At 28.1% G+C, this 15,745-nt stretch carries 12 protein-coding genes; all 12 read right to left on the bottom strand.

Annotated features, from left to right (window positions below; translation table 11 throughout):
- Positions 1-27: 27 nt before the first annotated feature.
- The gene (gene metK, locus FRIFI_RS01915; RefSeq protein WP_166504849.1) at positions 28-1,221 is read right to left on the bottom strand and encodes a methionine adenosyltransferase; all 1,194 of its coding nucleotides are present in this window, start codon (positions 1,219-1,221) and stop codon (positions 28-30) included.
- Positions 1,222-1,224: 3 nt separating this feature from the next.
- Positions 1,225-2,124, bottom strand: coding sequence for an agmatinase (gene speB / locus FRIFI_RS01910; protein WP_166504848.1), 900 nt, complete (start codon positions 2,122-2,124; stop codon positions 1,225-1,227).
- A complete protein-coding gene (gene speE / locus FRIFI_RS01905; RefSeq protein WP_166504847.1) occupies positions 2,111-2,965 on the bottom strand; it encodes a polyamine aminopropyltransferase in 855 nt (284 codons plus the stop codon). The genes speB and speE overlap by 14 nt, the downstream gene beginning before the upstream one ends.
- 154 nt (positions 2,966-3,119) lie before the next feature.
- Complete coding sequence (speD, locus tag FRIFI_RS01900; RefSeq protein WP_092923090.1) at positions 3,120-3,533, bottom strand: adenosylmethionine decarboxylase; 414 nt, start codon at positions 3,531-3,533, stop codon at positions 3,120-3,122.
- 18 nt (positions 3,534-3,551) lie between these two features.
- Entirely contained in the window at positions 3,552-5,027 is a 1,476-nt protein-coding gene (locus FRIFI_RS01895; protein ID WP_166504845.1) for an aminotransferase class I/II-fold pyridoxal phosphate-dependent enzyme, read from the bottom strand.
- A gap of 511 nt (positions 5,028-5,538) precedes the next feature.
- Positions 5,539-6,807 (bottom strand): dicarboxylate/amino acid:cation symporter, encoded by a 1,269-nt coding sequence (locus FRIFI_RS01890; RefSeq protein WP_092923085.1) that lies wholly within the window; start codon positions 6,805-6,807, stop codon positions 5,539-5,541.
- A gap of 400 nt (positions 6,808-7,207) precedes the next feature.
- Positions 7,208-7,615, bottom strand: a complete 408-nt coding sequence (locus FRIFI_RS01885) for a single-stranded DNA-binding protein (RefSeq protein ID WP_092923082.1) — start codon at positions 7,613-7,615, stop codon at positions 7,208-7,210.
- A gap of 88 nt (positions 7,616-7,703) precedes the next feature.
- Positions 7,704-9,545 (bottom strand): glycoside hydrolase family 13 protein, encoded by a 1,842-nt coding sequence (locus tag FRIFI_RS01880; RefSeq protein WP_092923079.1) that lies wholly within the window; start codon positions 9,543-9,545, stop codon positions 7,704-7,706.
- A gap of 4 nt (positions 9,546-9,549) precedes the next feature.
- The gene (locus tag FRIFI_RS01875; protein WP_166504844.1) at positions 9,550-11,970 is read right to left on the bottom strand and encodes a glycogen/starch/alpha-glucan phosphorylase; all 2,421 of its coding nucleotides are present in this window, start codon (positions 11,968-11,970) and stop codon (positions 9,550-9,552) included.
- Between the two features lie 12 nt (positions 11,971-11,982).
- Positions 11,983-13,425, bottom strand: coding sequence for a glycogen synthase GlgA (gene glgA / locus FRIFI_RS01870; protein WP_092923073.1), 1,443 nt, complete (start codon positions 13,423-13,425; stop codon positions 11,983-11,985).
- Between the two features lie 19 nt (positions 13,426-13,444).
- Positions 13,445-14,575: a glucose-1-phosphate adenylyltransferase subunit GlgD gene (gene glgD, locus FRIFI_RS01865; protein WP_092923070.1), complete on the bottom strand. Its 1,131-nt coding sequence runs from the start codon at positions 14,573-14,575 to the stop codon at positions 13,445-13,447.
- Between the two features lie 2 nt (positions 14,576-14,577).
- Positions 14,578-15,729 (bottom strand): glucose-1-phosphate adenylyltransferase, encoded by a 1,152-nt coding sequence (locus tag FRIFI_RS01860; protein ID WP_166504843.1) that lies wholly within the window; start codon positions 15,727-15,729, stop codon positions 14,578-14,580.
- Positions 15,730-15,745: the final 16 nt, after the last annotated feature.

Below are 15,745 nucleotides of genomic sequence, written 5' to 3'. Positions count from 1 at the left end.
TCTTTTAAAAGATTACCTCTCTATTTATTATTGTCCTAATGCTTCTTTTCTTAATAGCTCTGCTTTATCAGTTCTTTCCCATGGTAAATCTATATCTGTTCTACCAAAGTGACCATAAGCTGCCACTTGCTTGTATATAGGTCTTCTTAAGTCTAAGTCTCTTATTATTGCTCCTGGTCTTAAATCGAAGTGTTTATTTACTAATTCTACTAATTTAGATTCTTCAACTTTTCCAGTTCCAAAAGTATCTATAAATACTGATAATGGTCTAGCAACACCTATTGCATAGGCTAACTCTATTTCACATTTATCTGCTAGTCCTGCTGCTACTATATTTTTAGCTACATATCTTGCTGCATAAGCTGCTGATCTATCAACTTTTGTTGGATCTTTTCCTGAGAATGCTCCTCCACCATGTCTTGAGTATCCTCCGTAAGTATCTATTATTATTTTTCTTCCTGTAAGACCTGTATCTCCTTGTGGGCCTCCTATAACGAATCTTCCTGTTGGGTTGATGTATATTATAGTTTCTTCATCCATTAAATCTGCTGGTATAACAGCTTTTATAACATGCTCTATTAAATCTTTTCTTATTGTTTCGTTAGTAACTTCTTCTCCATGTTGAGTTGATATAAGTATAGTATGAACTCTAACAGGAGTGTTTCCATCGTATTCTACTGTAACTTGAGTCTTTCCATCCGGTCTTAAGTACTCTAAAGTTTTATTTTTTCTAACTTCTGTTAATCTTCTAGATAACTTATGAGCTAAAGATATTGGAAGTGGCATTAACTCTTCTGTTTCATTACAAGCGAAACCAAACATTATACCTTGGTCCCCTGCTCCAACTTTTTCTATTTCATCTTCTGTTGTTTCACCTTCTCTATTTTCTAAGGCTTCATCAACACCCATAGCTATATCGCCTGATTGTTCATCTATTGTAGTTATTACTGCACAAGTATCACAGTCAAATCCATATTTAGCTCTATCATACCCTATTTCTCTTACTGTTTCTCTTACTAATTTAGGGATATCTACATATGTATTAGTACTTATTTCTCCTGCTACTAATACTAATCCAGTTGTAGTTGTTGTTTCACAAGCTACCCTTGCATGTGGATCTCTTTCTAATAATGCATCTAATATAGAGTCTGATATTTGATCACATATTTTATCTGGATGTCCTTCTGTTACTGATTCTGAAGTAAATAAATGTCTTGCCATTTTTCATCTCACCTTTCTTTTACTTTTTATATTATCCGCTGTTACAAGAGAAAGTTCTCTTAATATTTTACAAGCCACAACCGTAGATACATTCGTACTATCATAGTCAGGACTTAATTCAACTATATCTAAACCTACTATATTTGTATTTGATTCCTTTAGTATAGTAAATATTTCTCTAAATTCTCTATATGTTACTCCACCCGGTTCTGGAGTTCCTGTTCCAGGAAATATTGATGGATCTAAAACATCTAAATCAATAGTTATATAAATATTTTTTCCATCTAATTTATTTATTATATCTTTAAAAGTGTTTATAGTTTCAACTTCCATATAAGTATGCTTATCTTTTAAAGCAAATTCAAACTCTTCTTTTGTACCAGATCTTATTCCAAATTGGAATATTCTATTGTCCCCAACTATATCCCATACTCTTTTTATTACAGTAGCATGTGAATTTTCATTGTTGTTATATTCTTGCCTTAAATCTGTATGAGCATCAAAGTGAATTACAAATACATCATCATATTTTTCATGTACCGCTTTAAAAGCTGGAAGAGTAACTAAATGTTCTCCTCCTATCATAAAAGGAACCTTATTATCATTTACAATTTCTTTAGTTCCTATATATATTTCTTCTAAAACTTTATCTGTATTTCCTATACTTAATTCTAAATCACCAATATCACATATTTTGAAATCCTCTAAGTCTAAATCTAATATTGGGCTATATGTTTCAAGTCCATAAAACTCTGGTCTCATAGCACTACTTGCAAATCTAGTTCCTGGTCTATTTGAAGTAGTCCCATCAAACCCTGCTCCAAATACTACTACCTCTGCATCTTCATAAGAAGTTTCCATTCCCATAAATGTACTTATATGTGAAAATTTATTTGTTTTCATCTAACATATCCTTAACGTATTGAGGTAGCATAAATGCACCTTTATGTATATCACTATTATAGTATTTAGTCTTTAAGTTTAATTTTTCCCAACTATCTTTATTTTGGTCTTTTACTGGGTCAAACTTCTTAGATGCAAATCCAAATAGCCAATGTCCTGATGGATAAGTTGGTATATGAGCTTGATAAACTTTTGCTATAGGAAATATCTTATTTATTTTTTCATTTGCTCTTTTCATTTCCTTAGCATTAAAGTCAAAATATGGACTTTCATTTTGATTTACAAGTATACCTTCAGTAGTTAATATTCTGTAGCAATCATTGTAGAAATCTACTGAGAATAATCCTTCTCCTGGTCCTATTGGATCAGTTGAGTCTACTATTATTAAATCATAAGATGCATCTTTAGAATTTTTGACAAATGCTACACCATCTTCATAATATAAATTTACTCTTTCATCATTTAATTTACATGCACATATATCTATATACTTTCTAGATACATCTACAACCATTTTATCTATTTCAACCATATCTATTTTTTCTATTTGCGGATAACGAGTCAGCTCTCTTACTGTACCTCCATCTCCTCCACCTATTACTAATACATTTTTAATATTCATGTTAGTTGCCATAGGTGTATGAACTATCATATCATGGTATATAAATTCATCTTTATAATTTACCATCATAAGTCCATCTAATGTTAGAAACTTTCCAAACTCCTTGCTTTCAAATACATCTACTTGTTGAAAATCAGATTTATCACTAAATAAATGCTTATCTACTTTTATTGAAAAACGTACATTATCTGTCCATTCTTCTGTGTACCAAAGTTCCATAAAAGTTCCTCCTAGTAATTCAAATTTATTTTAATTTTTATATTTATGTGTCCTGTATCTATGTGTGGACTAATTTGTGTATTTTTTATTTATATGTTATAATATAGATTCAAATTTATTTTAATTTTATTTATTTTATTTAGGTATTTATTGCTTATATAGCTTCTGGCTTATGAGTAATTTTACCTAAATCTTTTTTTGCTAATTTTTGAATTTTAGCTGTTAATCCTCTTGGTATTTCTGTAGATTCACTTCTTTCTGCTTTTAGAAGTTCTTCTAATAATTCAAAACTCTTCCAAGGGTCTATGTCTCCGCAAGTGAAGAAATCTGCTGCTGCATATCCATATTCTGGCCATGTATGTATTGTTAAGTGAGATTCAGCTATTATAACTGCTCCTGATACTCCCCATGGATTAAAGTGGTGGAAAACAGAATCTACTATTGTTGCTTTTGCATTTAATGCTGATTCATTCATAAATTTTTCTATAAGTTTAGGGTCTCTAAGTATTTCCTCATCGCAGTTGTAGTATTCTACTAATATGTGACGTCCAAGTGTCTCAAATTTCATCAATATCACTCTCCTCTTTTAATCTTTTATAACTACTATAGTATTTAAACTTTTATCTTTCATGTCTGTTAAGTATGCATTATTTGCTTTTAAAGTTTTTATATATTCTATTATTTCTTTAGTTACAATCTCTCCTGGAGCAATTATTGGTATTCCTGGCGGATAAGCCATTATAGATTCTCCACAAACTCTATTTATACTTTCTTCCAAAATTACACTTTCCTTATTTTTATAAAAAGCATCCCTAGGTTTGAGTTTTACAATAGGGTTTATTTGCTTAATATCTATATATTTAATTTTTTCATTTGACATGTTAGACTTTGAAATAGAGTCTAAAGCTTTTATAAGCTTATCTACATCTGACTTTGTTGTTCCTATTGATATTAATGCTAGTATATTATAAATATCTCCCAGCTCAACTTGAACATTATAATTTTGATATAATAAGTCATAGACTTCAAATCCTGTTAAGCCCAACCCTCTAACATTTATACAAAGTTTAGTCTCATCTATTGACTCTACACCATTATTTTCTAGCATTTCTTTAGAAATTACCTTAATACCTTTTATTTTATTTATCTTATATTTTGCATATCTAGATAAATTTAATGCTCTTGATAATTGTGACTCTCCATTAGTTTCTAGATTTAATCTAGCCCCATCAATACTCGCCATTAATAAATATGATGCTGATGTGGATTGAATCATATTTATAGTTTGTTGTACTTTATTCACATCTATATTTTTGCTATTTACTAAAAGTGCTGAAGCTTGTGTCAACGCTCCTCCCGTTTTATGAATACTTACTGCAGACATATCGGCCTTTGCATTCATTGCTGAAATTGGTAAGTCATTATTAAAATTAAAATGAGCACCATGAGCTTCATCTACTAATACTAATACGCCTTTACTATGACATAATTTCACTATTTCTTCTATATCTGAGCATGCTCCATAGTATGTTGGATTTAATAAAAACACTGCTTTTATATCCTTATGTTTATCTAATGCATCCTTTATACAATTTAAACTAACATTTAAACTAATCCCTAATGAATTATCAAACTCTGGCTGTATAAAAATTGGGTGTCCTCCAGAAAGTATAAGTGCATTTATAACCGATTTATGGATATTTCTTGGAATAAGTATCTTATCCCCTTGATTTATGGTACTTAAAATCATTATATGTATAGCACCCGTGGTACCATTGGTTATAAAAAATGCTTCATCTGCACCATAAGCTTTAGCAAGCATATTTTGAGAATCTTTTATAATAGTTCTTGGGTTAGATACATTATCCATAAGTGGAGATGAATTTATATCCATTTTCATAATATTTTCTCCAAAATAATCATTAAGTACTTCTACACCTTGTGCTCTTACATGACCTGGTACATCAAAACATACTATATCCATCTGTGAATAATCTTTTAATGAATTTAATAATGGAGCCTCTTGGTAATCCTTAACGCATTTTTCGACATTAACTTTCATATCCCAACCTCCTTTCTATATTTTTATTCAATTATTTTTTAAATTTAAGATTATTATTTTTACACTTAAAATTTACCTTTATTAAACTACCATAATTTATTATATTAACTTTTCTATTTTTTATCAAGACTTTTTTATTTTTTCAAATCCTAGCATTTACAATATATACACACCTTTTCAAACCATATTGTTAATATTAATTTTTTTATAGTTTAGTATTAGTAAATTTTTAAAAGTTTTATAATTTTATTTTTTTAGAATTTCATTTGTTTTATCAATACTTCAAGTTTATTTTTTTTAATATTTAAGTATATAATAACTAAACTTTTTTCAAAAATATATAATATTAAATATTTTTCTATTTTTATACATTTCTATAAAAAAATTAATTTCATTACGTAGACATTAACATAATATTCTCTATTCTTTCTATGGTATTAATTAATTGAAAATAAATAAAGAGGCGAATAATAAATTTATTATTCGCCTCTTTATTTATTTTGTATTTATATTAAGCTACTAACTTCTCAGATTCTTTATTGTACTTTTCTAAATCTATATCCTTTTCACTATTTGCTACTACAAGAGTACATACATTATCTCCCATAACATTTACAGTAGTTCTAAACATGTCTATTATTCTTTCAACTCCCATTATTAAACCTATTCCTTCAAGTGGAAGTCCTACTGATTGTAAAACCATAGATAGCATTATCATACCAACACCTGGTACACCTGCTGTACCTATAGATGCAAGAGTTGCTGTTAATACTATAGTTATCATATCATTCATTCCTAAATCAATACCGTATATTTGAGCTATGAATAATGCTGCTATACCTTGCATTATAGCTGTTCCATCCATATTTATTGTAGCTCCCATAGGTATTGTAAACGATCTTGTTGACTTTCCTACACCTAGTTCTTCCATTATCTCTAAACTAACTGGTACAGATGCATTACTTGATGCTGTTGAGAATGTAACTACTGCTACTTGTGTAAATTTCTTTAAAAATGGTTTTATCTTTTGTCTAGTAAATAATTTAAATAATCCTCCATATACAACTACTACATGAACCAATAATCCAAGTAATACTACTAATACATACTTCATAAGACCTATCATAGCATCAGTTCCTACTGTTGCAAAAGTATTAGCAACTAGAGCAAATACACCATATGGGGCAAATAACATTATTATATTGACCATTTTCATACATACTTCATTAGCACTTTCAAATAAAACCTTTATAGGCTCTGCTTTTTTACCCACCACACTTATAGATATACCTATAAGCACTGCAAAGAATATAACTTGTAACATTTCACCACTGGCTAAAGCTTGTATTGGGTTGCTTGGTATTATATTTAATATAATATCTGTTATTGACTTACTTTCTCCTATTGCTACTGACCCCATTTCTACAGCTCCCATGCTTATACCGCTACCTGGCTTTAATACGTTTCCTAATATAAGAGAAACTATTATAGCTATTGCTGTTGTTCCTAGATAAAATAGCATTGTCTTTCCACCAATTCTACCTAACTTCTTTACATCTCCCATAGATGCTATACCGCATATTAATGATACAAATACTAAAGGAACCACCATCATCTTTATAGCACTTGTAAACCCATTTCCAAATACTTTAAGTATCCCATTTAATAATAATGTATCTTTTATAAATCCTGTTGGTAATTGTTTTACTATTAATCCGAATATAAATCCAAGTAATAATCCTAATAAGATTTTACTAGTTAATGTAAGTTTTTTCTTCATTTAAAATTTCCTTCCTCTCGAACTTTTTTAACTTTCTATATGCTTATTATACACAATTTCCGTCCAATTGTACATTAAAAATTAAAGTACCATTTGATTATAACATTATTTTTTTTATTTTTTTAAAGTTATTTTATCTCATATATATATATTAAACCTATATTTTTTAAATTAACTTTATTTTATTTGGTTACACAATTCAAATTCGTTATTTTATATAGTAGATATTTTTTTATTAAGTATCTTTTAATTTTTACTTATTATTTCATCCTATATTTTAAAATTTTATTTTATAAATTAAACAAAAAATAGAATAAGGGTTTATAAACCCTTATTCTATTTTTTAGAAATTTTTTTAATTTTTAATTATTTTTAGTTATAAATTTATATTTTTACATAGTTAAAAAGGGAATACTTCCTCAATAGTCTCTTCTTTAGAGTTTTCTTTTTCAAATATATCATTTGAAGCAAAGTATTCTTGTGTAGGATCATTCTTTTTGTTATCTAAAAATTTAAAACTACTTGCAAGTACATTAGTATATGTTTTATTTACTCCATCTTTTGTCTTATATTTTTTAACTCTAATTTGACCTTCTATACCAATTCTTCTTCCTTTGAATACATATTTACAAAATATTTCTGCTTGTCTACCCCAAATCTCTACTGGTATAAAATCTACATCTCGTACTCCTTCTTTATTGATATAATTTCTACTAATTGCTATTGTAAATTTGGATTTTGCTCTTTGACCTATATACTCAATTTCTGGATTTTGAGTTAATCTTCCAACTAAAATAACATTATTCATAGCTTCTCTTCCTTTTTTACGTATTTTAGTTGAATTATATACACATAATGGTATATTTATACATTTTTATATTTATATAGAAATATTATTATTTTATATTAATTATTTTAAAATCTTTAGGAGGAATAATTAAATTTATTGTATCAGCTTCTTTTTCAATTAAGTTTAATTCTACCTGGATATCTTTAATTAAATCTATCCCTCTTGCCTCTTTTCCTAAGTTTAGCTCTATACATTCTTCATTGTCTGATTTATTTATTATAATTAATATTTTTTCATCACTTGTATATCTTATATATGAAAATACAGCATCATTTTTCGTGTTTATAAACTCAGTTTCCCCTCGTAATAAAGCTTTATATTTATTTCTTATAATTGTAAGGCTTTTGTAAAACTCAATCATATTCTTATCCTCATGCTTCCAAGGATAGGTTCTTCTGTTATCTGGATCTGTTTTTCCACAAAGTCCTGCTTCATCTCCATAATATATATATGGAACTCCTTCAAAGGTCATTTGTATTGCTACTGCAATCTTTAATAATTTATTATCTTCGTTAAGTTCTGTTTTAATTCTTGTGACATCATGGCTCCCTAATAGGTTTAAATTAGACTTAAAGGCTTCCTTTGGATAATTTTCCTTTATTTCTAAAAATTTATTATTAAGTTGATTTGATGAAATTACTCCTTTAAGAAATTCTAATATATTTTTTCTAAATGGATATCCCATTACAGAATCAAGTTCTTTACCTAAAAGATATCCCCTTCTTTTATTGTAACTAATTTTATTAGATGCATCTTCCCATACTTCTCCTACTAAAACAGCTTCACTATCTATATTCTTAAGTTTTAACTTAAATTCTTTTATAAATTCCGATGGTAACTCATCACATACATCTAATCTCCAACCTTTAACACCCATACTGGTCCATTTATTTATAACACTATCATCATCATTTATTATATAATTCATATAAGTTTCATTAAGCTCATTAACATTTGGAAGATCCTTTACTCCCCACCAAGACTCATATTCGTCGCTATTCTCTTTAAATCTGTACCAATCCCTATATTTTGAATGGTTTGATTGGTATGCACCTACTTCATTGTAATTATTATATTTATTAAAGTACTTACTATCTGCCCCAGTATGACTAAATACTCCATCTAATATAATATTTATTCCCTTGCTTTTAGCTTTATCAATTAATTCCTTAAATATTTCTTCATCTCCAAACATGGAATCAATCTTTTTGTAGTCTCCTGTATCATACTTGTGATTACTAGATGCCTCAAAAACTGGGCTTAGGTATATAATACTTACACCCAGTTTTTTAAGATATCCTAATTTATCAATTATTCCTTTTAGATTTCCACCATGGAAATCCCATCTTATTATATCTCCTTGTTCATCTTTTATATACATAGGGGCATCATCCCAAGTGCCATATAAAAAGCTATTTTTCTTTGGATTATTAATCTTCTTATTTCTATTCCCATTATTAAATCTATCTATAAATATATGATATAATATCCCTTCTTTATACCAAGTAGGTGCATTATACTCATCATATACTGTTATTTGATATTTGTTTATATTATTATATTGGTATTCTATACAACTTCCATCTTCTATATTTTTTCCATAGTATATTACTTTAATTTCTCCTTCTATTTCAACTTCTACTTTAAAGTAATAAAAATATAAACCTATTTCATTAAATCCACTAAATTCACCATTATAGTATTTTTTATTCTCTTTTATCAAACTTATTTTATCTATTTCTACATCTTCCTTTAAAATTACCCAGGAAATGTCTTTTACATTATAATTTTCATTAACTTTAACTGTTATTCTAAACTCTTGGTTTAATTTTAAAGCACCAAAAGGAGCTTTATCTTCCCAGGAATTATAAGTTATTATATTTCCCATTTATCTAGCACCCCCTAAACCAAATGTCTTTTGCATATTCAGATATAGTTCTATCACTAGAGAAAATACCTGAATTAGCTATATTAATTAGACACATTTTACTCCACTTTTCTTTATCCCTATATAAAGTATCTATCTTGCTTTGGGCCTCTATATAATTTTCAAAATCTCTTAGTACAAAATATTCATCATTATATGTTATTAATGAATCATATATAACCCTACCTTCTTTTGATATATTTGGAATAAATCCATTTACCAGATCGTCTACAACTCGCTTTATTTTAAAATTAGAGTTATATAGATCTAAAGATGAGTATCCTCCATATTTATTGTAATTTAATACTTGAGATGCTTTAAGTCCAAATATAACGATATTTTCTTCACCTACTTGATCATATATCTCTACATTTGCACCATCTAATGTTGCTAAAGTTATTGCCCCATTCATCATAAATTTCATATTTCCAGTTCCTGATGCTTCTTTTGTAGCTGTTGATATTTGCTCACTAACATCTGTTGATGGAATTATTTTTTCAGCTAAAGACACGCCGTAATTCTCTATAAATACTACTTTTATCTTGTTATTTATGCTTTTATCATTATTTATTTTTTCAGCCACAGAGTTTATCAACTTTATTATACATTTAGCCAAGTGATATCCTGGTGCTGCCTTTGCACCAAATATAAATGTTCTTGGTACAATGTCAAGTTCTGGATTTTCTAATAACTCATGATATAAGTGTAAAATATGAAGTACATTTAATAGCTGTCTCTTATACGCATGTAATCTTTTTATTTGTACATCATATATTGATTCTGGATTTATGCATATACCATATTCTTCAGCTATAAAATTAGCAAGTTTAGTTTTATTTTTTATCTTAATACACTCTAATTTCTTTAAAAAATTTCTGTTTTCTTTATAATCTTCTAACCTTTTTAATTCTTCTGTATCTTTTTTCCATATATTACCTATATGCTCTGTTATCAAGTTGCTAAGGTCTTCGTTACAACTTATAAGCCATCTTCTATGAGCTATGCCATTAGTCTTATTGTTAAATTTACCTGGATCATCTTCATAAAAATCACTTAGAACTTCTTTCTTTAATATTTCTGTATGAAGCTTTGCAACTCCATTTACACTATAACTCCCTATTATAGATAGATTAGCCATGTTTATGTTATTATCACATATTATACTCATTCTTCTTATTTTTTCATTATCATTATACTTATGATTCAGATATTCTACATATCTCTTATTTATTTCTTCTATTATCATATAAATTCTAGGTAATAGCTCTTTCATCATATCTACAGGCCATTTTTCCATAGCTTCTGCCATTATTGTATGATTCGTATAGGATATAGTATTTTTTGTTATATCAAAAGCTTCTTCCCAAGATAATCCCTCTTCATCTAGTAAAATTCTCATAAGTTCTGGTATGCATAATGTTGGATGTGTATCATTTATATGAATTGCTATATGTTTTGGAAAATCTAGTATATCAAACTTATTTTTTCTATATTTATTTATTATATCTTGTATTCCTGAACTTACTAAAAAGTATTCTTGCTTTAATCTTAAAAGTTTTCCTGCATGATTTGAGTCGTTTGGATATAAAACTTGAGATATTTCTTCTGTGTAGTATTTATATTTTAAGGCTTGCTCATAGCTACCAGTAAAAGTATTTGCATATAATGTATTAATTCCAAAATCTCTATTTAAGATTTCTGCTTTAAATAATCTTAATGTATTTATGAAATCATTATCATATCCTATTATTGGTATGTCATATGGCATAGCCATAACTGGTATATAACCATGATGTTTTGCTTTAAGTCTTCCATTGTCTTCTTCTAAATAAACCTCTCCACCAAATTTAACAACTACAGCTTTATTTGGTCTAATACTTTCCCAAGAGTATTGTTCATGTAAAAGCCAGTTATCAGGTACTTCTACTTGATATCCATTAATAAATTTTTGCTCAAATAAACCATACTTATATCTTATACCGTATCCATGACCACTTATATTAAGCGATGCCATTGAGTCTAGAAAACAAGCTGCTAACCTTCCAAGACCACCATTTCCTAAAGCTGGATCTTTTTCTGCACATATTAAATCATCTAAATCTATTCCCATATCCTCTAGACCTTCTTTTATCACTTCTTCTATTTGTAAATTTAATAAATTGGATTTTAATTGTCTACCTATTAAAAACTCTATACTAAAATAATAAACTTCTTTGTTAGTACTAAGTCTATTATCTACCCAATACTTAGCTATTATATCTTTTATAACGCTGCTTAAAACTATTTGAAGTTGTTCATTTGTAGCTTCATTTATAGAGTGTGCATAGATGCTATATATTTTTGAATTAAACATTTCTTTAAATTCTTGTTTTGTAATTCTGACCATAGAATCTCCCCTTTAATTCTGAGTATCTTTATAAGTCTTTATATACTCTTTAGCTGACTTTTCCCAGCTACTATCGGTATTCATTGCATTTATAACTAACCTTCTCCATTTTTCTTTATCATTATAAGTTCTTACAGCCTCTTGTATACAAAAAAGCATTTCATGTGCATTATAGTTTTTAAAACTAAATCCATTTCCTTCTCCAGTATATTTATTATATGGATTAACTGTATCCTTAAGTCCCCCAGTTTCCCTAACTATCGGTAATGTTCCATATCTCATAGCTAACATTTGACCTATACCACAAGGTTCAAATAAAGATGGCATTAAAAACATATCACTTCCTGCATATATTTGTTGAGCAAGAGAGCTATTAAATATTATTCTAGCTGAAACTTTTTTAGGATATTTTGAATCATAGTAATTAAACATAGATTGATATTGATGTTCTCCTGTTCCTAGTACCACTATTTGAAGTTTTTCCCTAAGTATTTCAGGCATAATATAAGATATTAAATCAAAACCTTTTTGTGATACTAATCTTGATACTATACCTATAAGAGGTATCTCTTCATTTACCTCAAGACCTAATATTTCCTGTAGTCTTAATTTATTTTTTACCTTATTATCTATGCTATTTATATCGTATCTAAAAAATAATTCATTATCTGTTGAAGGATTATTTAAGTCATAATCTATTCCATTAAGTATACCTTTTAATTTGTGATTATTTGATAAAAGCAATCCATCTAAGCCATATCCATAGTACTTTGTTTGTATTTCACTTGAGTAAGTTGGACTCACAGTAGTAACTTTATCACTAAATACTATTCCCGCCTTCATAAAGTTAACTCCACCGTAATATTCTACATCCCCATTATCTAAATAGGATTGTGGAAGTCCTAATACATCTGGTAATACTTTATTTGAAAATACACCTTGGTATTGAAGATTATGGATAGTATATATAGTTTTGATATTTCTATATTTTTCTAAATGACTATATTTTTCTTTTAATATTAATGGTATCATTCCAGTATGCCAATCGTTCATATGAATTACATCTGGGTAAAAATCAATTATAGACATAGATTCTAGTACCGCATTGCTAAAGAAAGTATATCTTTCTGCATCATCATCATATCCATATAAGTATGCAATTTCACCTTCACGTTTAAAATAGTATTCATTGTCTATGAAATAAAATTTAATTCCATCTAGCTCCATTTCTAAAAGTCCACAGTATTGATTTCTCCATCCAACTTCTACATTAAATACTGCTACCTCTTTTAATTTCTCTTTCAGATAATTAGGTATAGTTGAATACTTAGGTAGTATTACTCTAATGTCTACCCCTTCTTTTTTTAATGCTTTTGGAAGGGCATAGGATACATCTCCTAATCCCCCTGTTTTTGCAAATGGCCAACATTCTGACGTAACATAAAGAACTTTCACTAACTACTTCCCCCTTAAATTAGATACTTATATTCTTTTCTATAACTATAGGATAATTTTCATCACCTTTTAATTCTCTACCTTTTGATAAAACTATGTTTTTATCAAATATCACATTTTCTAATTTACTATTCTCCCCTATGACACAATTTTGCATTATTATAGAATTTTCTATATTAACACCTTTTTCTATATGAACTTTTCTAAATATAATACTATTTTTTACATTTCCTTCAATTAAGCATCCACTTGCAATAAAAGAATTTTCTACATTAGCACTATCAGTATATATAGTTGGAGCTTCATTTTTTTCCTTAGTTAATATTTTTCTATCTGAATAAAGCAATTCCTTAGCTATATTTATATCTAATAAGTCCTTACTTGTTTCAAAATATGATTTTACAGATTTTACACATTTTAGATATCCAGCATATTTAAATCCCCCTACTTTTTTATGTTTTACCACATCAAATATATAATCTTCTAAATACATGAAATCTCCTGTATTTGTTAGGTTCTCTATTATATGTATAAAATCTAATCTTTTCATAATATACATTTCCATGTATATATTAGCCTTATTAAATGCCCCTATATTAGTACCCATATTTAATACATCATTATTATCATTTAAGGTTAATGTTATATTGCCTTTAAAATCTTCTCTTGCATTGTCAATTTCTTTATATATAAGCGTTATATAATTATTAGATTCTTTGTGATACTTTAAAACCTCTAAATAATCGATATTACATATCATGTAACCTGGAGAAACTAATACATAATCCTCTTCACTTCTTTTAATATACTCTATATTACATAATAAATTATATATATCTCCATCTCTATACGGATACACATTTTGATGTTCCGTATGTTCTGGACTAAATATAGATAATCCACCTTTCTTTCTGCTTAAATCCCAGTCCTTTCCACTATCTATGTGATCTGTCAAAGACCTATATTTTTCTTTCGCAAATATACCTATATTTGTTATGCCTGAATTTACCATATTAGATAAAGTGAAATCTATAATTCTATATCTTCCACCAATAGGTGTAGATGCTATTGGTCTAGCATAATTTAATTTACTTATATTTGGATCTCCCTTTTTATTTAAATTTATTATCCCCATACATTTATTTCTCATTATTACATCACCCCTTCTGAAATTAGCTCTTCATCAACAATATCATACTCAGAAATAACATTTATCTTTTCACATTCTCTTATAATTACATTATCTTTTATTACTGCACCTTCACCTATCATAGCTTTTTCTATAACCACATTCTTTCCTATTGTGACATTTGGCATTATCACAGAGTCTGATATATTGCTATTTTCACCTATAGTAACGCCATGGGATAATACAGAACTCTTAACATCTCCTAGCACAACACACCCATCAGCTACTAATGATTCATTTATGTTAGAATTTTTACCAATATATTGCGGTGGCATTGCCATTGTATTAGTATATATTTTCCATTTTGGATCTTGTAAATTTAATACCTCTTTTGATCTTATAAGGTCCATATTAGCTTCCCATAAACTTTCTATAGTACCTACATCTCTCCAATATCCTTTAAATGGATATGCAAACATATCTACTTTATCCTCTAACATTTTTGGTATTAAATCTTTGCCAAAATCATCATAGTTTAAATTTTCTTTCTCTGATTTTATAAAGTATTTTCTTAACATCTTCCATTCAAATATATATACACCCATAGATGCTAAGTTGCTTTTTGGATTTTTAGGTTTTTCTTCAAATTCATATATACTTCCATCTTCTTTAGTATTCATTATTCCAAATCTAGATGCCTCATCCCACCCCACTTCTATTACAGCTATTGTGGCTTTTGATTTCTTTTCGATATGATAATTTAACATTTTGTTGTAGTCCATTTTATATATGTGATCCCCAGATAATATAAGTATATATTCTGGATTATAATCATCTATAAAGCTCATATTTTGATGTATTGCATGAGCTGTTCCTCTATACCAACTTCCTTCTTTCTCATTCATATATGGAGGCAATATATATACTCCTCCATTTATTCTATCTAAGTCCCAATGACTACCTATACCTATGTGTGAATTTAGTATTAATGGTCTATATTGAGTCAAAACTCCAACAGTATCTATTCCTGAATTTGTACAATTACTTAATACAAAATCTATTATTCTATATTTTCCACCAAAAGAAACTGCAGGTTTTGCAATTCTTTTTGTAAACACTCCTAATCTTGATCCTTGTCCCCCTGCTAAAATCATAGCTAAAATATCTTTTTTCAATGGCTTTTCCCCCTAA

It is taken from the genome of Romboutsia hominis, from assembly GCF_900002575.1.
In the GTDB taxonomy this organism is placed as follows: Bacteria; Bacillota; Clostridia; order Peptostreptococcales; family Peptostreptococcaceae; genus Romboutsia_C; species Romboutsia_C hominis.
Note: the sequence above shows the minus strand (reverse complement) of the source record. Positions and strands in the feature narration are given on the sequence as shown.